This is a genomic window from Bavariicoccus seileri WCC 4188 (assembly GCF_000421665.1).
Taxonomy (GTDB): Bacteria; Bacillota; Bacilli; order Lactobacillales; family Aerococcaceae; genus Bavariicoccus; species Bavariicoccus seileri.
This window is the reverse complement of record NZ_ATXL01000020.1, coordinates 16,131-36,566: the sequence shown is the minus strand read 5'-3', so window position 1 is coordinate 36,566 and position 20,436 is coordinate 16,131. Positions and strand designations below refer to the sequence as shown.

18 protein-coding genes and 1 pseudogene are annotated in these 20,436 nt (G+C 38.1%); 18 read left to right on the top strand and 1 reads right to left on the bottom strand.

Going from position 1 to position 20,436, the window contains the following annotated elements:
• Positions 1 to 218, bottom strand: a pseudogene (locus tag H541_RS0105790) (ISL3 family transposase); the annotation flags it as partial.
• A gap of 532 nt (positions 219 to 750) precedes the next feature.
• Between H541_RS0105790 and rnc the strand changes: the two are divergent.
• The 18 genes from rnc to H541_RS0105695 all read left to right on the top strand — a co-directional run bounded on the left by rnc (position 751) and on the right by H541_RS0105695 (position 20,412).
• Positions 751 to 1,533: a ribonuclease III gene (gene rnc, locus H541_RS0105785; RefSeq protein ID WP_022796384.1), complete on the top strand. Its 783-nt coding sequence runs from the start codon at positions 751 to 753 to the stop codon at positions 1,531 to 1,533.
• A 60-nt stretch (positions 1,534 to 1,593) separates the two neighbouring features.
• On the top strand, positions 1,594 to 5,157 hold the full coding sequence (gene smc / locus H541_RS0105780) for a chromosome segregation protein SMC (RefSeq protein WP_022796383.1): 3,564 nt from the start codon (positions 1,594 to 1,596) through the stop codon (positions 5,155 to 5,157).
• A 131-nt stretch (positions 5,158 to 5,288) separates the two neighbouring features.
• Positions 5,289 to 6,131 (top strand): Cof-type HAD-IIB family hydrolase, encoded by an 843-nt coding sequence (locus tag H541_RS0105775; RefSeq protein ID WP_022796382.1) that lies wholly within the window; start codon positions 5,289 to 5,291, stop codon positions 6,129 to 6,131.
• Positions 6,132 to 6,142: 11 nt separating this feature from the next.
• Positions 6,143 to 7,150 carry a signal recognition particle-docking protein FtsY gene (gene ftsY / locus H541_RS0105770; protein WP_022796381.1) on the top strand — a complete coding sequence of 336 codons (1,008 nt, stop codon included), beginning with the start codon at positions 6,143 to 6,145 and terminating at the stop codon, positions 7,148 to 7,150.
• Between the two features lie 154 nt (positions 7,151 to 7,304).
• Positions 7,305 to 7,643, top strand: coding sequence for a YlxM family DNA-binding protein (gene ylxM / locus H541_RS0105765; RefSeq protein WP_022796380.1), 339 nt, complete (start codon positions 7,305 to 7,307; stop codon positions 7,641 to 7,643).
• A 32-nt stretch (positions 7,644 to 7,675) separates the two neighbouring features.
• Positions 7,676 to 9,109 (top strand): signal recognition particle protein, encoded by a 1,434-nt coding sequence (gene ffh, locus H541_RS0105760; protein ID WP_022796379.1) that lies wholly within the window; start codon positions 7,676 to 7,678, stop codon positions 9,107 to 9,109.
• 85 nt (positions 9,110 to 9,194) lie between these two features.
• Positions 9,195 to 9,467, top strand: a complete 273-nt coding sequence (rpsP, locus tag H541_RS0105755) for a 30S ribosomal protein S16 (RefSeq protein ID WP_022796378.1) — start codon at positions 9,195 to 9,197, stop codon at positions 9,465 to 9,467.
• A 31-nt stretch (positions 9,468 to 9,498) separates the two neighbouring features.
• Complete coding sequence (locus H541_RS0105750) at positions 9,499 to 9,747, top strand: KH domain-containing protein (RefSeq protein WP_022796377.1); 249 nt, start codon at positions 9,499 to 9,501, stop codon at positions 9,745 to 9,747.
• A gap of 89 nt (positions 9,748 to 9,836) precedes the next feature.
• On the top strand, positions 9,837 to 10,358 hold the full coding sequence (rimM, locus tag H541_RS0105745) for a ribosome maturation factor RimM (protein WP_022796376.1): 522 nt from the start codon (positions 9,837 to 9,839) through the stop codon (positions 10,356 to 10,358).
• A gap of 22 nt (positions 10,359 to 10,380) precedes the next feature.
• Positions 10,381 to 11,136 carry a tRNA (guanosine(37)-N1)-methyltransferase TrmD gene (trmD, locus tag H541_RS0105740; RefSeq protein WP_026501653.1) on the top strand — a complete coding sequence of 252 codons (756 nt, stop codon included), beginning with the start codon at positions 10,381 to 10,383 and terminating at the stop codon, positions 11,134 to 11,136.
• A 126-nt stretch (positions 11,137 to 11,262) separates the two neighbouring features.
• Complete coding sequence (rplS, locus tag H541_RS0105735) at positions 11,263 to 11,610, top strand: 50S ribosomal protein L19 (RefSeq protein WP_022796374.1); 348 nt, start codon at positions 11,263 to 11,265, stop codon at positions 11,608 to 11,610.
• A 370-nt stretch (positions 11,611 to 11,980) separates the two neighbouring features.
• Positions 11,981 to 12,631: a hypothetical protein gene (locus H541_RS0105725; RefSeq protein ID WP_022796372.1), complete on the top strand. Its 651-nt coding sequence runs from the start codon at positions 11,981 to 11,983 to the stop codon at positions 12,629 to 12,631.
• A 226-nt stretch (positions 12,632 to 12,857) separates the two neighbouring features.
• Positions 12,858 to 14,540, top strand: a complete 1,683-nt coding sequence (locus H541_RS11715) for a reverse transcriptase domain-containing protein (protein WP_022796371.1) — start codon at positions 12,858 to 12,860, stop codon at positions 14,538 to 14,540.
• A 74-nt stretch (positions 14,541 to 14,614) separates the two neighbouring features.
• Positions 14,615 to 17,842 (top strand): fibrinogen-binding MSCRAMM adhesin Fss3, encoded by a 3,228-nt coding sequence (fss3, locus tag H541_RS0105715; protein WP_022796370.1) that lies wholly within the window; start codon positions 14,615 to 14,617, stop codon positions 17,840 to 17,842.
• Positions 17,843 to 17,954: 112 nt separating this feature from the next.
• On the top strand, positions 17,955 to 18,269 hold the full coding sequence (locus tag H541_RS0105710) for a YdcP family protein (RefSeq protein WP_026501651.1): 315 nt from the start codon (positions 17,955 to 17,957) through the stop codon (positions 18,267 to 18,269).
• A 10-nt stretch (positions 18,270 to 18,279) separates the two neighbouring features.
• Positions 18,280 to 18,654: a YdcP family protein gene (locus H541_RS0105705; protein ID WP_022796369.1), complete on the top strand. Its 375-nt coding sequence runs from the start codon at positions 18,280 to 18,282 to the stop codon at positions 18,652 to 18,654.
• Between the two features lie 9 nt (positions 18,655 to 18,663).
• Positions 18,664 to 18,999 (top strand): type II toxin-antitoxin system RelB/DinJ family antitoxin, encoded by a 336-nt coding sequence (locus tag H541_RS0105700; RefSeq protein WP_033420809.1) that lies wholly within the window; start codon positions 18,664 to 18,666, stop codon positions 18,997 to 18,999.
• 69 nt (positions 19,000 to 19,068) lie between these two features.
• Complete coding sequence (locus tag H541_RS0105695; protein ID WP_022796367.1) at positions 19,069 to 20,412, top strand: FtsK/SpoIIIE domain-containing protein; 1,344 nt, start codon at positions 19,069 to 19,071, stop codon at positions 20,410 to 20,412.
• Positions 20,413 to 20,436: the final 24 nt, after the last annotated feature.

The window sequence follows — 20,436 nt, the reverse complement described above, 5'->3', positions numbered from 1 at the left end:
AACGAATGGCGATTGACCTCAGGGCAGCCACAATGCTCGCAATGAGATGGCTTATAAGTTAATTTTCCGGTAAAAACAGTAGACAATCGGCCTTTTACTCTTTCTTTTGACACGGCATTTTTGGGAAAAGAAATATTAGAATCTTTGATGTTAAGGATTTTTTTAATCATGCTATCTATGTTTTCATCTTTTGTTTTGATAAAATTGGTGTGGGACATTTGGTTGATCCTCCTATGATTTTGTTTAGCGATTTAATTATAGGACAACCAAATGTCTTTTTGTATCAAAAATTGGTGTCGCTACTTTTTGAGTAACAACACCAAATATTATAGAACCCTTTTTTTTGATTGAGAAGGTCATGATAAGAAGTTATTCAAATATTGGATATGACAATAAGCTCTTTTTACCGTATAATGTGGTATAGTTGATTGTTTTATCGCTCAAAGAATGACCTAGAAAAGTGTGACCGCTGAAATCAATTTATATGAGATCAATAGCTAATTGCCTTTGCTTTATTAGATGCGATGGAAATAGATGGCAATAGAAATAAAAGCATCGACAGATAGGCTAAGGATAATCGAAGGATAGTTGAAGGCTAGTTGAAGTATATCTGAGGGATAACTCATGGTTAACTGATGGATTGATGTTATATAAATTTATTTTAGCCATCTTGAGGAATCGTAGAAATAGTGATTAAACAGTTAGTATTACAGTAGTTTTATAGCGTAATTTACAGAAAGATGTGGTGGAATGGGTATCAACAAATCAAACAACAAAGTTAATGGTAATTTTAAAAGACAATCGGATGAAAAATCTGGAATCGCATCACAAAAAGTAATATCGACTACCACTGGTAATAAGCGGCAAGAGATTATTGCTCAATTGACAGGTTATCGGTTCAAAGACACTGCTTTAATCGACCAAGCCTTTAGTCATACATCGTTTGTTAATGAACACCAACTTCATCACAATGCGAGTTATGAACGACTAGAGTTTTTGGGGGATGCTGTTTTAGAATTAACTGTCTCAAAGTATTTATATTATAACTATGTCGAATGGCCAGAGGGTAAATTGACTCGTCTTAGGGCAGCGTTAGTATGTGAGGAGAATTTATCACGTTTAGCACTTGATTGTCACTTCGATCAACTGATGCTTCTCGGTAGAGGAGAAGATGCTAGTGGTGGTAGAAAGCGTCCTAGCTTGCTCTGTGACGTGTTCGAAGCGGTGATTGGTGCTTTGTATCTAGAAGGTGGATATGAGGTATCAGAAGACTTCATCATCTCTCAAGTGACGAGTAAAGTTGATCAAGTCATTGAGAAAATAACAGATTATAAAACGCTATTACAAGAAAAGCTTCAAATGGATGGTCCAGTTCAAATTTCTTATGACTTGATTGAGGAAAAGGGACCTGCACATCAAAAATCTTTTTTAGTGGCAGTCAGTAAAAATGAGACTCAAATTGGTATCGGAAGAGGAAATAGCAAGAAAGTAGCTGAGCAAGCAGCAGCACAAGATGCTTTGTCAAAAATTTGACATCAATATAAAAAAGTAAGAGAGACTAAAAGATATTTAGAATAGGATGACGAGAGACGCATGCAACTGGAAAAAATCACATTGAATGGTTTCAAATCATTCGCTAATAAAACAGTTATACAGCTTGATTCAGGTGTTACCGCTATTGTTGGTCCAAATGGTAGTGGTAAATCAAATCTATCAGAAGCTATCAAATGGGTCCTTGGAGAACAATCAGCAAAATCCTTGCGCGGCAAAAAAATGGAGGACCTGATTTTTTCGGGATCTGACAGTAAAAAAGCCGTCAATTTTTGTGAAGTTAGTTTACAGTTCAATAATGAAGATCACTTCTTGCCCCTTGATTACAATGAAGTCATCATTACGCGTCGTTATCATCGTAATGGTGACTCTGAATATCTGATTAACAAAAAGCCTTCACGTTTGAAAGATATCACCTTACTATTGATGGACTCAGGTTTTAGTAAAGGGGCTTTCTCTATGATCTCTCAAGGTAAAGTGGAGGAAATTTTTAACAATAAACCTGAGGAAAGACGTTCTATCATTGAAGAAGCTGCTGGTGTCTTAACCTATAAAATGCAAAAATCCGAGGCAGAACGTAAACTCAAAAAAACAGAAGATCATTTAGATCGACTGAAGGATATTATTTATGAATTAGAGCAACAACTTGAACCTTTAAGAAATCAAAAAGAGTCGGCTGAAACCTATCTTGATTTAGATAAGGAAAAAAGCAAACTTGAAGTACAAGTCCTAACAGCTGAATTAACAGCAGCTAAAACGCAATATGATCACTCGCAATCAGACTTAGTTGAACAAAATCGTCTGATAGAGAAATTGAATCACCAAAAGCAAGCAGTAAAGGTGAAACGAGATCAGGTTGCTAAAGACCGATCATATAAAGAGAGTGATCAAGCAACTGTTGAGGATAAGAATGTAGCTAACCAGACTAAAAAAGCACGCATTGAGGGCGAGATTGCTTTAGTCAAAGAGCGTTTGACTCACTTATTACAAACGGGGACGCAACAAACTGAGCAGACGGAACAGTCTTTGAAAAAGCAAAAAGATCTTGAGGCACAGATCAAGGTAATTGGTGAAAAGGTCGATGCTGTTGCAGCTAATGAGTTAAAGGTCAAGACAGAACTCGCAGCTTTAAAGGCGCTACTTAATAAAATATCAGAAACCGAGTTACCAAAAGTAGAAGACTTAAGAGATGAATACTTTGGGCTGTTACAACAAACGTCTAAAATGCATCAACAATTGGCACAGTTAGAGAAAGAAAAGGAAACACAAACGCATCAGCTTGAAAAATCGAATCAGGCGGTTAGTATAAAAGAAAGCGAATTGGCTAAAACCAATCATAAGATAGAAGTAAATGATGAGCAACTTGCAGAGAAAACAAACCAGTTAGTCGAGACAACTAAACACCACGAGACGTTGGGAATAACGGCAAAAAAACAATCTGTCAGTTATCAAGAAGCCGAAGCAAAATGGCAACATTTAAAGAATGATTACCATCAACAACTTGCTACCTACAATAGCTTGGAACGATTAGCAGATGATTATGCTGGCTTCTTTGCGGGTGTCAAAGCCATCCTGAAAAAAAAGAAGCAATTGCCGGGGATTGTTGGTTCTGTTGCGGAAGTAATCAGTGTGCCAGAAAAGTTTGAAGAAGCTATAACCGTTTTGCTAGGAGGGTCGGCTCAGAATGTTATAGTGAGAGATGAGCAATCAGCAGATGCTGCCATTACTTACTTAAAAAAAGAGAAAATGGGTCGGGCGACTTTCATGCCGTTAACGACGATGAAAAAAAGAACGGTGTCATCAATTGATTTGGCAGCCTGTCAGTCATTTGCAGGATTTATTGGAGTCGCAATTGATCTAGTATCATATGATGAGCTAGTTGAACCAGCAATCAGTAATGTATTAGGTGGGTATATCGTCGTAGACCATCTAAAAACAGCACATGAGCTAGCTCAGAAAACGCATTTTCATTTACGAATCGTCACATTGAATGGTGATCTCTTATATCCAGGTGGATCACTGACGGGGGGACAAAAAAGAAGTAAAGGTCCTAACTTGATTGGTAGAACTCGTCAACTTTCTGCTTTGCAAAAGAAACTAAAAGAACTTGAGAAAGCTAGAAAGAAAGAGAAAGAAATACTTGTTGCTAAAAGTGCCGAAAAGGAGAGACTTAGCCAACAACTAGTAGAAACCTCCAATCAGCTGAGAGATCTTGAAATAAAGCAAAAAGAATTAGCGGCCGAGAAACGTTTTTTAACGGAAGAGTCTGGACAACTCACTCAAGCGTTAAAAGTGGCGCGCTATGAAGCTAAACTTGCTCAAGAGGATCTTGAACAGATTATTTCAGATATCAAGACTATCAAACCTAGAATTAATGAGGTTGAACAGCAATCGGCTCAAAAGAAAACAGAAATTGAAAAATCGCAAACTGCTGATACTGATCGAGCTGAAGAACAGCGGAAAATCCAACAAACAATTTTTGATGCTGAAAAGGAATTTGCTGTACAAGTAGAGAGACGTCAAGCTCTAGTGAATGAACAAGCAAGTTACAAGGCACAATTAGAGTCGCTAATCAGCGAGACGGCTATGTTAACGACTAACCAAGAGAGTGCTAAGGACAGTCAAAAAAGGTTGGAAGAAAAAGAAGCTGAATTGCTCATTGAACTTGAGAAAGTTGACTTAGATCAACAACATATCAATCAAGAAAAGATTAAGATTCAGAAGATACTTGAAGAAAGTGATCGAGTCATCAGTAGCCTTAGTGCAAAAGAGACTGAAATCAGTGAAACGTTAGAGAAACACCATTATAGAATGACAACAACTGAAAAGGCGTTAACACGTTATGAAAGTGTTATGGATCAAAAACTGTCTCTATTGACTGAGGAATATCATATCAGTTACGAAAAAGCTCTAGAGGTAGAACCATTGACTGTGGCTGTTGCTAGTGGTCGACAACGCGTTACTGAGTTAAAGCAAGCAATCAAAAAACTGGGGCCAGTTAATTTAGCAGCAATCGAAGATTTTGATGAAATTAATGATCGTTATATCGATTTGTCCCAACAAAAAGCAGATTTGGATGAAGCAAAAGAGGAACTTTGGTCAACAATGAAGACCATGGACCAAGAAGTGATCAAACGCTTTAAAAAGACATTTGAGTCTGTCAATCAACATTTTGAGGAAACATTTCCGCAATTGTTTGGTGGGGGACAAGCGAGACTTGAACTCACTGATCCTAAAGATCTTCTGACCACAGGAATCGAGATTGTTGCTCAGCCACCTGGTAAAAAACTACAATCGTTGAGTTTACTTTCTGGTGGGGAAAGAGCATTAACTGCGATAGCATTACTATTTGCTATTTTACAAACTAAACCTGTACCGTTTTGCTTGTTAGATGAAGTAGAAGCCGCACTAGACGATGCTAATGTCGACCGTTATGGCCGTTATTTGAAGACTTTTACACCACAAACACAGTTTATGGTCATCACTCACCGGAAAGGGACAATGGAACAAGCAGATATCTTGTATGGTGTTACTATGCAAGAATCCGGTATTTCTAAGATGGCATCGGTCAAATTAGCAGAAATAGATGACAGAGCCTTGGTCTAGGGTATTGCTTCAGTAGAATGAGTAAAGACTGAATTAGTCATTACAATACAATATTGGAATACTTAATTGAGTAACAATCTTTGAAGGATATGTACGACTATATATAACAAGAGGGGTAATGGTAAGTTCTTATGACAGTAGATTTGAACAAAATTAAGGCCGTAGCGATAGATCTAGATGGCACACTACTTGCTCCAGACCGTGAAGTCACACCAACTACAGTCAGTGCCGTTCAAAGATTAAAAGAAATAGGTGTTAAACCCGTGATTTGTACGGGTAGACCACTTCAAGGTGTCATCGATCTTGTTCATAAGTTGAACTTGTTGGCGCCAGATGATCTCATCATCACTTATAATGGTGGCTTGATCCAACGGCCAGCTAGTGGGGAAGTCTTAAAAAAAGTAACACTCAGTTTAGACGATCTTTCGTCATTATTAAAACTAGCCGAAGCCATCAATATGCCATTAGCCGTTGTTGATGCCACGAATGCTTATTTGTTGAATGAGCCATTAGGTCGGCAGTCAGGTTATCCCAAAATCATGACAAAGTTGCCATTCTCGCATGTGAGTCTGAGTGATTTTTCCACATCACATCAATTCAACAAAATTCTTTTTTCTTACGACGTAGACGTCTTGAATGCGGCTATTAAGGAGATACCGAAGGACTATTATGACCGGTTTACAATTATGAAATCTCGTCCAAACTTATTGGAACTGTTACCAAAAACGGTTAATAAGGGGCATGCTATTAGTGATCTAGCCTCTATCCTTGAGGTACCGGTAAGTGCTATTATGGCTATAGGAGACCAAGAGAATGACCTACCCATGATTAAAAAAGCTGGTATTGGGGTCGCTATGGGAAATGCTATCCCAGAGGTGAAAGCAGTCGCAGATATGGTAACTACTACAAATGCAGAAGACGGGGTTGCAAAGGTGTTTGAGCAATTAATCAGTGCTCGGAAACATCAAATCTAGGAGGTGATCTGATGGGATTATTCGATAGAATCAAACGTGCTTTTACGGGTGAAGATGAAACACAAGAAGCCATTAAGCAGGATGAAAAGAAAGTGGTCCTAGATGCCTATGATGAAGGCATGGCAAAAACTAGACAAAGTTTTTCTGAAAAAATCAATACGTTCTTAGCAGATTTTAGAAGCATTGATGAGAATTTCTTTGACGATTTAGAAGAAACCTTGATTTCAGCAGATGTAGGCTTTGAAATGACACTGGCAATCACCGATGCATTGAGAGAAGAAGTCAAACTTAAGAATGCTCGGTCAACACAAGCAGTCAAGGAAGCTATTGTGGAAAAGATGGTCGATATCTATGAAAAGGGGCAAGCTGGTTTGCCAACGATCACTGAAAATCCAAATGGTCCAACAGTCTTGTTGTTTGTTGGCGTCAATGGTGTTGGTAAGACGACAACAATCGGCAAACTTGCTAATAGTTATAAAAAGGCAGGGAAAAAGGTGTTATTGGCAGCTGCTGATACATTTCGTGCGGGTGCCATTGAACAGTTAAAAGAGTGGGGAAAGCGAGCAGATGTTTTTGTCGTCACTGGAAAAGCAGGTGGCGATCCAGCTTCTGTTGTCTACGATGCCATCAAAAAGGCTAAAGAAGAACACTATGATTACTTATTAGTAGATACAGCGGGTCGGTTGCAAACAAAGGTCAATTTAATGAATGAACTGGCTAAAATCAATCGTATTATTGAAAAAGGACTAGGAACTCCAGCTCAAGAGACCTTGTTAGTATTGGATGCAACAACTGGCCAAAATGCTCTGATTCAAGCAAAGCAATTTAGAGAAGCTGTTCCAATTACTGGTTTGATACTAACCAAACTTGATGGTACTGCAAAAGGTGGGGTTATTTTATCCATCCGGCATGAGTTAGATATCCCTGTTAAGTTTGTAGGCTTAGGGGAAGGTATCGACGATCTTCGAGTCTTTGACCCTGAGCTTTATATTATGGGTCTGGTTAAAGACCTCTTATAAAGATGACCAATAATGATACCAACAATGCTACCAATAATGATGCCTGATAATAATGACTAATAATGCTAAAGAGAGGACTGGCGATATGGGCCAGTCTTTTTTTGATCTTATAAATTTGATATAATGAGGGGAGTTAGACGATGGGGGAGTCTGTATGTCACTAAGTAAAACAACCCAGATGAATGTGTTATTAGACTTTTACGAGCAACTCTTAACGGAAAAGCAGCGCTCATATTTAGTGGATTATTACCGTGAGGATCTCTCATTAGGAGAAATAGCAGAGATACATGGTATTAGCCGACAAGCTGTCTATGATCAATTAAAACGATCAGAGTCGATCTTGCTAAAATATGAGGAACGTTTGAAGTTAGTAGAGCAATTTCACAAAAGACAAGATCACTTAGCATTATTAGCACAATACGTCACTACCCATTATCGAGAAGATCAAACACTTAATGAACTGATTCAACGGGTGATAGAAGATGACCAATGAGTTGGATGATATGAACTTAAAGGAGAAAAGTAATGGCATTTGAAGGATTATCGGAACGATTACAAGCAGCCGTTTCCACTGCTAGTAAAAAAGGAAAAATAACTGAAGCTGATCTCAAGCAAATGATGCGTGAGGTTCGTCTAGCGTTGCTAGAGGCAGATGTTAACTACAAAGTAGTAAAGCAATTTGTTCGAAAAGTCAATGAACGGGCACTGGGAAGCAACGTATTAGAAGCACTATCACCAACGCAACAAGTTGTTAAGATTGTTAACGAAGAATTGACAGAATTAATGGGTGGAGAGCAAGTTGGACTGAATATCTCCAAGCAACCACCAACAGTCATTATGATGGTCGGGCTTCAAGGTGCTGGTAAAACGACGACAGCTGGTAAAATCGCAAATTATGTCCATAAGAATAACCACTTACGCCCATTGCTTATTGCAGGGGACGTTTACCGTCCGGCGGCGATCGACCAATTACAAACGATTGGAGAGCAGTTGGATTACCCTGTTTATCAAGAAGGGACCTCAGTCGATCCTGTTACAATCGTAGAACATGGGTTAGAGCAAGCTAAAAATGACGGGCGAGACCTTGTCATTATTGATACGGCTGGTCGATTACACGTCAATGAAGCCTTGATGACAGAGCTAAAACGAATCAAGGCAATTGCTAATCCAGACGATATTTTGCTGGTTGTCGATGCCATGACTGGTCAAGATGCCGTTAATGTTGCACAAGCCTTTAATGATGATTTGGGGATCACTGGTCTTGTGTTGACCAAATTAGATGGTGATACTCGTGGTGGGGCAGCCTTGTCGATGCGTGAGATCACCGGCAAGCCAATCAAGTTCATTGGTCAAGGTGAAAAACTGACTGATATTGACCTCTTCTACCCGGATCGAATGGCTTCTCGTATCCTTGGTATGGGCGATATGATGACTCTGATCGAGAAAGCACAACAAGACTTTGATGAACAAGAAGCCGAAAAAATGGCTGAAAAAATCAAGGAAAATACTTTTGATTTTAATGATTTTATTGCTCAGATGGATCAAGTATCTAGTATGGGTCCCATAGAAGATTTGATTAAAATGATTCCGGGAATGAATAAAATCCCTGGACTTGATCAAGTACAAGTTGATCCAAAGGATATGGCTAGAATGAAAGCTATCGTTTTGTCTATGACACCAGAGGAACGTGAGAATCCAGATATTTTGAGCCAAAATAGACGGAAACGCATTGCAAGAGGTTCAGCTCGTCCGCTGATGGAAGTCAACCGAATGATCAAGCAGTTCAATCAATCGAAGCAAATGATGAATCAAATGGCTAATGGTAATATGGACGGTATGGAACAGATGATGAATGGCATACCAGGGGCAAAGATGTCTAAGAGAAACCAATTAGCCATGAAGGCTGTTAGTCGTAAAATGAAAAAGGCTAAGAAGAAGAGACTTAAAAAGAAAAAATAGAGGTGTAAAGAAAAAATACTTTACACCATGCAACTATTCTGATATAGTATGTCTCAGTGAGAAAAATGTATGGAGGAATTAAATTATGTCAGTAAAAATTCGTTTAAAAAGAATGGGTTCTAAAAAAGCACCTTTCTATCGTATCGTTGTAGCAGATTCACGTTCACCTCGTGATGGCCGTATCATTGAAAAAGTTGGGACTTATAACCCACTATCAACACCTGAAACAGTTACCTTGGATGAAGAACTTGTTTTGAAATGGTTAGGGAATGGGGCACAACCTTCCGATACTGTTAAAAACATTTTATCGCGACAAGGTGTTATGAAGAAATTTCATGACCAAAAATACTCTAAATAACTAAAGACCCTTCGTTGAGAGGATGATCAACATGCCAGATGTTGAAACATTGATTTTAACCATTGTACAACCGCTTGTCGAAAAGCCGGAAGCTATTCGAATCGATAAGAAGCCGGCTGGTCAATACACGGAATACCAATTGAGGGTAGATCCTTCTGATATAGGTCGAGTGATTGGCAAGAAAGGGCGGGTAGCACGTGCTATTCGGACGATTGTTTATAGCATTCGTACCCCAGAGGGCAAAAAAATTCGGTTAACAATCGTTGATCCTGAAGAGTAGTAGCAATAGGGGAGCATGGACCAGAAATCAATACTGATTTTTGGCCATAGCTCTTTTTTAGTATCACAGTATAAATATAGGAGTTAGTTATGGAGTTCTTAAGAGTTGGAAAAATCGTCAATACACATGGTTTAAGAGGGGAAGTCAGAGTCCAATCTATCACTGACTTTCCAGAAAAAAGGTATCGACCTAACCAAATTTTATGGGTCGATAATCCTTCTGCTAAAGGAAAAAAGGAAAAGTTAGTGATAAAAAGTCACCGCAAACACAAGCAATTTGACTTACTTACATTTGTTGGAAAGGAATCAATCAATGTAGTGGAGCAATACAAAACACTAACGCTATGGGTCGATAAAAAAGAGGCGAAAGCCGATCATCAAGATGATAGTTATTTTTTTGACGATTTAATTGGCTGTACAGTTATGTCAACTGACGGAATTGTTCTTGGAGAAATCAGTGAGATCTTACAGCCAGGGGCAAATGATGTGTGGGTCGTGACTAGTAGCAATAGGAAACCTCTTTATCTACCGGCTATAAAGGATGTAGTTGTATCTGTGGATGCGACAGACAAGAAAATTACGGTCAACATCATCGAAGGGTTGCTAGATTAAAGGGAGGTTTTTGATCACCGTGTTGAATATTGATATTGTAACACTGTTTCCAGAGATGGTCACCGCAGGCTTTCAAACATCGATTATCGGTAGGGCAATTGACTCTGGCGTGGTGGCTATCGATACGGTCAATTTTCGTGATTTTTCAACCAATAAGCACCATCATGTCGATGATTATCCTTATGGTGGCGGGGCCGGCATGTTACTGAAAGTAGAACCTTTAGTGGCGGCTATCACTGCTGCTAAAGAAAAGCAAAGTGGGAAACGATCACGCGTTATTTTGATGGATCCGTCTGGTAAAAAATTTGACCAACAAACGGCAGTAGAGTTTAGTCAAGAGGAACATTTGATTTTCATCTGTGGCCATTATGAAGGCTATGATGAACGTATCAAAGATTATACCGATGATAGTTATTCTATTGGAGACTTTGTGTTAACTGGTGGAGAATTACCAGCTATGGTCATGATTGATGCAAGCGTTCGGCTCCTTCCTGGGGTACTTGGAAATGAAGATTCAGCAATAGAAGAATCTCATTCGAGTGGGTTATTAGAATACCCACAGTATACGAGACCACCGGAATTTGATGGTAAAAAAGTGCCAGAGGTTTTATTGAGTGGCCATCATGGTCGAATAAAAGAGTGGCGGCACTACCAAGCACTTCGAAAAACATACCGCGAAAGACCAGATCTGCTTGAAACGTATGACATGTCACCGGAAGAAACGAAATGGTTAGTAGAGATTAAAAATGAGCAAACTAAAAAGGAAAAAAAAGACTAGAAAGTCTGTATAAACCTTTACATCAGAATGCTGGTATGATAATATCGTATGAGTGAGCTTATGCTCAAATTAACGGTATTCCGCTGTAGAAAATGACATGAATATTTGTTGGAAGGAGAGAAAGACATGAGTAAATTAATCGAAGAAATTACAAGTACTCAATTACGTAGTGATGTTCCTGATTTCCGCCCTGGTGACACTGTTCGTGTTCACGCAAAGGTAGTCGAAGGAACTCGTGAACGTATCCAAATTTTTGAGGGTGTTGTTATCAAGCGCCGTGGTTATGGTATTAGCGAAACTTTTACTGTTCGTAAAGTATCAAATGGTGTTGGTGTGGAAAGAACTTTCCCATTACATACTCCTCGTGTTGCTAAGATCGAAGTGACTCGTCATGGACGTGTTCGTCGTGCTAAATTGTACTACTTACGCAACCTTCATGGTAAGGCAGCTCGTATCAAAGAAATCAGAAGATAAACACGGAAAACTTCCTTGGAAATCTGAAATCTGTGAAAAGTCCTTGTATATCAAGGGCTTTTTCTTTTTTCTCTATCACAGTTTTAAGCCATTTTTGGCTGTTTTGGTTCATTTTTCACCCATATTCCCCTAAATTGTCCTAGATTGTCCGATATTGACTATCAGTGTCGTCAAAATAGGACAAAATTTAGTAGTCAGTCTGACGACAAATATAATACGAAAAATACCAAAACATTTACCGAATTTAGTAACTTTAGAACCCGAGTTTCTCAAAGGGTCAGCTATTAGTAAAAAAGGCAAAACATGTACTTTTCTACTAAAAAGTTGATGTGATAGGCTTCTATCTAAATAATTTTTAGGAGTTTTTAACGTGAAGCAAAATGATGGGCGTGTTATCTGGAAAAATCAAAGTGATTTAAAACTGATTTTAACAATTAATGAATTCATTGAAAAACACGGAATTAAATCCAGCCGTCAATACCAGAAAAAGCTATCAGAAAATCCAAATTCTGCACCAAGCATGTGGTTCATTAACAAAAAATATGGATCATGGGAGAATTTATTGATTAGTATAGGACAAGAAAATACTGGTTATGGAAAATGGGCTAAAATGTCAGAACAAGAATTATTGAAAATAGTAGAAGCTTTTATTAAGTGTGAAAAGATAAGTTCTCAACGAATGTACGAACAAAAATCAGTAGGGAAGGATATTCCTTCACTTAGCACTGTTAAGAAGCGGTTAGGAGATATACGTCCACTTTTTAAAGAAAAAAATGGTGGCCCTCGATTTACTGATTTCGAACTACTGTTAGAATTAAAAAATGAAATAATCCGCTTGGATCTACAAGATGATTTATCAATGACAAAGTTTCGAAAATTAGCTCAATCCCCAAAACTACCATCAGTTGATACAATTATGAAAAGAACAAATAAAAACTGGGAGGAATTAATGACAGAGATAGGATTTGATTATCGAAGAATCAAAATCTATAAGCAGAGAAAAAAATTTGATGAAAGATAATATGTATCCTTCTAAAATAGGTGTAGAAGAATAGTTTATATTTTGATAATATAGCGATGAGGGAAGTTGAATTTGGGTTGTGTAAACTGCGACCATAAATATTAATGGTACAAGAACGTGTCTCCTGCTCGCTTCTGTACTTTCTTACTGTACTGGTTAACTTGTTACCTAATGTAATGCGAAAGCGGTAGAGCTTCCCTCAATATTAGTGGAGTAACATTATTTTATGAGAATTCAAGATATTTCTACATTTGACCAAATAGCAAAAGCTTTAGGTATATCCACAGGATACCTTAGACGATTATTATTTGAGGAACGCGATAACTTCTATACTGAAATAGAGATTCCTAAAAAAAACGGTGATTCGCGTAAAATATTTGTTCCAAGTGATGAGCTACTTCAGCTTCAAAAAAAACTAAATACGATTTTGATTTCTAGTTTTAATCCGAGCTCTAGAGCCTTTGGATTTGTTCAAGGAAGAAGTACAGTCCAAAATGCAAGCTTGCATTTAAAGAAAAAATATATTTTGAATATTGACTTACTAGATTTTTTTCCAAGTATTTCATCTGGCAGAGTAAGAAGTATGTTTATAAATTATTTTAAACTAAGTAGTATAGTTGCATCTACACTAACTAATCTTTGTTGTCATCCAGATGGTTTTTTACCTCAGGGAGCACCGACTTCACCAACAATTTCAAATATTCTTTGTAAGACCTTGGATAAGGAACTTATTAACCTGGCAAGAAAATTGGGAAAAATTACTTATTCAAGATATGCGGATGATATAACGTTTTCCACTAATTCAACCTTTAGTAGAAAGCTTGTAAGAAGAAATAATGGTGAAATTTGCTTAGGTAATGAACTAATTGAAATAGTTGAAAAAAATGGTTTTGAAATTAATTCATCAAAAACCAGACTACAAAACAATAATCAACATCAAGAGGTAACAGGGATTAAGGTAAACAGAAAACTAAATATCGATAGAAGGTTTATTCGAAAGATTCGTGCGATGCTATTTTCAATTGAGTCAAATTTAGATGATTTGTCTATTCCGGCTACAAAATTTGCTGAAAGTGATTATAAAGGTGATTCAATAGGGCGCCTTATGAAAGTCATAAAAGGTATGATTAGTTATGTTGGAATGGTTCGTGGGAAAAATGATGCACTTTTCATTGGTTTGGCTAAACGATTTAACAAATTATTATTAGTAGTAGACCAATTTAAAGACGAAAAACCTATAGTAATAGATTCAGGGTTATCCCAGCTTCCTAATCTTGTTTGTGTAGTTCCACAAACAAATATACAATTATGGAAAAAAGATAATGAGATGAATATCTTTTCAGAAATTGATTATGGACAAGGAACCGGTTTTTTAATAAAAGGCATTGGTATAGTTTCTAACTATCATGTTTTTGAGTTTGTTATAGATTCAATTAAAGATGGTTTTTTACCACGTGAAACTGAATACTTTGTTAACTTGAGATTCGGTGCAAGCCAGTCCAAAAAAATTAGTGCTAAAATTTCTTTTTTTAGTGAAGAACTAGATTTGGTAATTCTCATTCCAGAAGATCAAATTATTTTGAATAATGGGTTTGAAAGGGAATTAAGAGAACCTGAACAAAATGAGACGATTACGTTACTTGGCTATCCTGATTTTAGTGAGGGTGATCAATTAAAGATGGAGCGTGGGGATTATTTAAGAACAACATTTTCTAAAAAGGTTGAGATGTACGAAATTTCTCCAATAATTTTTGCCGGGAATAGTGGAGGTCCTATTATAAATAAAAGTGACAAAGTAATTGGTATAGCAACAGAGGGTCGTCGAATAGCTTTAAATAGAGCTATACCAATAAAATATGTTGATGAAGAAAAACTTACAACATTGACATATACACTTTTTAAATTTTAAGAAGTTGCTAGACGTTCAAAATTAATATTTGGACGTCTTTTTTTATTACCCAAAAACGAAAGGAGATTTATTTTATGAAAAAGCCAAGATTTAAGAATTGGCGCTTGCTCGCGACACTTGGTCTTTTATGCCAAACAATCGGTGGATCACTTGGCCCAACGATTGCTTTTGCAGAGGAAATCACGCATGCACAAATAGTGACAGTTGAATTGGATTTGGCTCACCAATATGCTGTCGAAGGGACGTTTAGTGATGGTCGTCCCATGTCAGAATTCACTGTTCCGCACTATGCTGTCTACAATGGTGTGAAACAAGATATTTTCTGTATTGAGCCAGGGGTGCCGATTTACAACGAATTCACACCAGGCTATGAGAAAAATCCATTACCTGATATGTCAGAAAAAGCAAAACTAGTTTCGGTTTTATGGAAAGAAGCGGGTACAGATGTGGATACACATGTCGTTGCCCAAAAGATGATCTGGCAAGAAGTCAATGGTTATACACTACACTCAATTAAACGCTCAGACGGTAGTGCAGTAAACATTGCGGCCATTGAGGCAAAAATCAATCAAGCAATTGCGGACTATCAGAAGAAACCAAGCTTTCATAATTCCACAGTGAAAACCGTGTTAGGTCAATCGACTACTGTGACAGATGCTAACGGCTTGAATTTATCGGAGTTTGATGAGGTTGTTGAAAATACCGCAAACATTGATTATCGGGTGAATGGCAATCAATTAGTGATTACCCCGAATGCCAATTCAAACGAAAGCGGCGTGTTAACCTTAAAGAAATCCGCTAATACAGGAACACCGGTAGCTTATAAAAAAGCGGGTCAACAGACTTTAATGGCCGGGGCAATTGATAAACCCAACACATATACTGTTAAAATTGATGTTAAAACTGAGGGTTCGTTAAAGATTAAAAAAGTTGATAAAGAATCTGGGGAGATTGTACCGGGGACAGTTTTCCATTTAGATTTTGGCAAGGTACTTCCTGAAAAAGACGTGACTACGGATAAGGAAGGAATTGCTACACTGGATGGGCTTCCTCATGGTACCAAAATAACGATTACCGAAAAATCCGTACCAGCTCCTTATACGATTGATACCACACCCATGACTGCCACTATAAAAGCTGGGGAGACCATTTCCGTGACTTCAAAAAACACTCGGGAAAAAGGTCAAATCATTTTGGATAAAACCGGAGTTGAAACCGGGACTGATCTTTGGAATGAGAATTACTCACTAGCTGGAAATACGTTTGCTATCCGAAAAGATAGCCCAACTGGTGAAATCGTTAAAGAAATCACGACTGACGAAAAAGGTCATGCAGAAACAGCAAAAGAGATTGCTAATGCGTTGGAATTAGGAACCTATTATGTGACAGAAACCAAAGCATCTAATAGTTTCGTGAATACTTTCAAACCAGTAAAAGTTGAATTGAAGTATGCCAATCAAACCGTGGCGCTTGTTACCAGTAACGTAAAAGGCCAAAATCAAGAAATTACTGGTGAAACCACTTTGACGAAAGAAGACAAAGATACTGGGGATAAAACTCAAGGGAAAGCTGAGTTTACAGGAGCTGAATATACTCTCTTTACTGCAAAAGATGGTCAAGCGGTCAAATGGAATGAGACTTTCAAACCAGAATTAGTGAAGGGCACGAAAGCTTCTGATGAAACCGTGACTTTGGCATTAGACGAAAAAAACCAGGTTGCTGTGAAGCATTTAGCCATTAATGAGTATTACTGGCAAGAAACAAAAGCGCCAGAAGGCTATACTTTGGATGAAACAAAATACCCTGTTTCCATCAAAAAAGTTGATGATACCGCAAAAAACGTAGTAATCAAGCTTGACGTTACTGCCAAGGAACAAGTAATTCGTTTCGGCTTTGATTTCTTTAAATTTGCCGGATCAGCAGCGGGAACAACTGAAACTGGTTTTAACGACTTAACGTTTAAAGTGTCGCCATTGGAAGGAACCAATGAAATCACAGGTGCTGAAGATGAAGAGACCACAGCCTACAATGATCAACTAGGGGTTGATGGCTATGGCAAATTTGAAAATTTTCCTTATGGTGATTATTTACTAGAAGAAGTAGAAGCACCAGAAGGATTCCAAAAGATTACACCGCTAGAAATCCGTTCTACTTTCAAAGAAAATAAAGAAGACTATGCTAAGAGCGAGTATGTCTTTACCATTACCGAAAAAGGGCAAAAACAACCGATTAAAACAGTAACAGTTCCATATGAGAAGCTAACTAATAAGAATTTCTCAGTCAGCTTGAATCGTCTGATGCTTTATGATTTGCCAGAGGAAGAAGATAGCTTAACTTCTCTTGCGACTTGGAAAGGAGGTAACAAGGAATTAACTACTCTTGATTCTACTGAGCTAGTCGATAAATTGAGCTACAACTTGCATGAAATCAAAGAAGATTGGTATATCGTAGCTCAATCGATTGACGTGGAAGCCACCAAGGCAGCTCAAGAAAAAGATGAAAAAGCGAAACCAGTCGTACTTGCGGAAACAACCGCAACATTGGCGAACAAAGAGAAAACGGGAACCTGGGAAATTCTCCATAAATTGACGACTGAACAAGTCTTGGATAAAACCATCGTCTTATTCAACTATGTGTATGAAAGCAAGAGAGCTTTTGAAGCAGGCGATAATCCAGTAGCGAAAGACGCTAGCTTGAACAATCAAGCGCAAACTGTAAATTGTACTGTGGAACGTCATGTTTCGATTCAAACAAAGGCGCACCTAGAAGACGGTTCACAAACTTTCACTCACGGTGATGTGATGGATATGTTTGATGATGTGACCATTACCCATGATGTGCTAGATGGATCAAAAGAGGCCTTCGAAACCATTCTCTATGCTTTATTACCGGATGGTACGAATAAAGAAATTTGGAAATCTGGCAAGATTGATTATGAAGTGAATGATAAAGAATTCACCAAAACGGTACTTGCGGAAAAAGTGGACACAAGTAAATATCCTGAAGGTACAAGTTTTACCTTTAAAGAAATCAATTATGACAAAGATGGCAATATCAATGGAAAACACAATGAAGATCTAAAAGAAAAATCTCAAACCTTAACACCAAAAGAAATTCCAACCACACCAACTATGCCAGAACAACCAGAAACACCAACTGTTCCAAGTGACACTCAAGAACCTAGTCCCACAGTGAAGACATTCCCTCAAACTGGGGAGAAAAATTCCAATGTTCTACTATTCATTGGTTTTACCTTGATTTTTGCGACTGCTGGCTATTATTTCTGGAATCGCCGAAATTAAGGTGATGAGATGAAACAAGTAAATCGTATGAACCAATATGCGCGACCGCCTCCAAAAAAAGTGGTCGAGCTATTTTTGTATCCAAAACTAAAAATGAAAAGAGGAAAAGAATATGGAGTTGAAATTTGTTGTGCCAGATATGGCCGAAACTTTTGGGAAATTGACTTATGGTGGAGAAGGCGAAGTTTTAACAGAAGGATATGGCCGAAATACTACCGTGATTGGTCGGAGTTACCATTTATTCTCCAGTAAGCAACGCGCTGATGATATTGAAGTGGTGGTCGTAGCGGAAGCCGGGGAAAAGGATTTTGATCAAGACCAACCATTGAAAGCTGTCAATCCCCACTTGGTTGCCAAGGGTTATGAAATTGAAAACCGAGGATTTACCGATTACGTGTTGTATGTTGATGATTTAGTGAAAGCATAGGAGGAAAAAAATGAGATTAACAGAAGGTATTGTCGTAGATTCAGGATTAACGTTTGGCAAGTTGCGGTTTTCCGCATTACGCCGTGAAGTACGGAAACAAAATGAGGATGGGACGGTTAGTAATGAGGTAAAAGAAAGGACCTATAATTTGAAATCTTCAGTCCAAGGTCGAATGATCCAAGTCAGTATCCCGGCAAATGTACCCTTACGCGAGTTTCCCTATGATGCAGAGGTAGAGTTGGTCAATCCAATTGTGGATACCGTTGCCAATTATGTTTTCCGAGAAGGAACCACCGTCAATTGGTTCATTAAGGCCGATGATTTGGTGCTGAAACATCCACAAAATCAAGGAAATCCTGCCAATCAAAATGAAGGGAAGAAATAGGTGAAGATTATGGAAATTAATGTTGAGCATATGATGGATTGTCTGGAACAATATGGAAAAGGTGAGCTAACCGAAGAACAAGTGAACAAAGCTCTGACGGTGGACGAAAAAGTATTTCTGATTATGCATCAAGATTTTCTTGAACCAGACGAAGAAGAGTTCGATGTCTTGGATTGGTTAGATGAAGAAGGCTCTTTCTTCATTGTTGTGGAAGTAGATGAACGCTTGTGTCGGGAAGCCGAATCCGTATTAGAAGAGATTGGTGTGGAAATGCCGGATGCCATTGAAAGTTTTTTAAAGCAATTAGTTGAAACCAACAAACTTCCAATAGCGATAAATGACTAGAATAACTTGTTGAAATTGGCCTAATGAAATCCTTTTGGGCTTTTTAAATTGGAGGTGGAAACTATCAGAATGTACAAAGGACACCGTATACGAGCAGGCGATCAACACTTGATTTATCACTTTGTTCTTGGCTGGCTAATCGCTCTGTTCCTTGGCTGGATGGGTATCTTCTATTTTCAAGAGATTAGGCAGCTGGCTTTTTCTAATCTTTCCCTTTCCACTGTTGAAATCTCTTGGTCTATGAGAGATTTAATCTGTCTGCTTGGGAGTTTAGCTTTGTCTGGGAGCATGTTGTTACTTTATATGCACTTCTTTCATGATCACTGGCGGAGTCTGTGGCATCGACAGAAGTTAGCTCGGATGATTTTGGAAAATCATTGGTATGAAGTAAAACAAACTCAGAGTGAAGGCTTTTTCAAAGATTTGAATAGTAATCGAACCAGAGAAACTATCAGTTACTTTCCCAAAATCTATTACCGTATGAAGAACGGTTTGCTTTCCATTCGTGTCCAAATATCATTAGGAAAGTATCAGGATCAGCTTTTAAAGTTGGAAAAGAAGTTGGAGAGTGGGCTATATTGTGAGCTCGTAGAAAAGGAACTCAAGGATTCTTATGTGGAATATACCTTGCTTTACGATATGATTGCCAATCGAATTGGAATTGAGGAGGTAGTGGCAAAAAATGGGGCTTTGCGATTAATGAAAAATCAAGTATGGGCGTATGATTCTTTACCTCATATGTTAATCGCCGGTGGCACTGGTGGTGGGAAAACTTACTTTTTACTCACCATCATCGAGGCTTTACTGAAATCTGATGTCGAACTTTTTGTTCTTGATCCCAAAAATGCGGACCTAGCCGATTTAAGTACAGTGATGCCTAAAGTTTATTCTCAAAAGGAAGAAATTTCTGCTTGTGTGGAAGATTTTTACGAACGTATGATGGCTCGTAGCAAGGCAATGAAAGAAATGCCTAACTACAAAACAGGAGAGAATTATGCGTATCTTGGACTTCCGCCCAATTTTTTAATCTTTGATGAATATGTGGCTTATATGGAGATGTTAACGACGAAGGAAAGTGCGGTGATTTTGAATAAACTTAAACAAATTGTCATGCTAGGTCGTCAGTCTGGTTTCTTTCTGATTTTAGCTTGTCAAAGACCGGATGCGAAATATTTAGGAGATGGGATTCGGGATCAATTTAACTTCCGTGTGGCTTTGGGAAGGATGAGTGAATTGGGATATTCCATGATGTTTGGTGAAGTTGATAAAAATTTCTTTATGAAGCGCATTAAAGGTCGAGGCTATGTGGATACAGGCGGGAGTGTGATTAGTGAATTTTATACGCCGCTGGTTCCAAAAGGGTATGATTTTTTGAAAGGCATCAGTCAAATAGTACAACCAAAAGATAAATGACAGAGACAGGAAAATTTATCATCC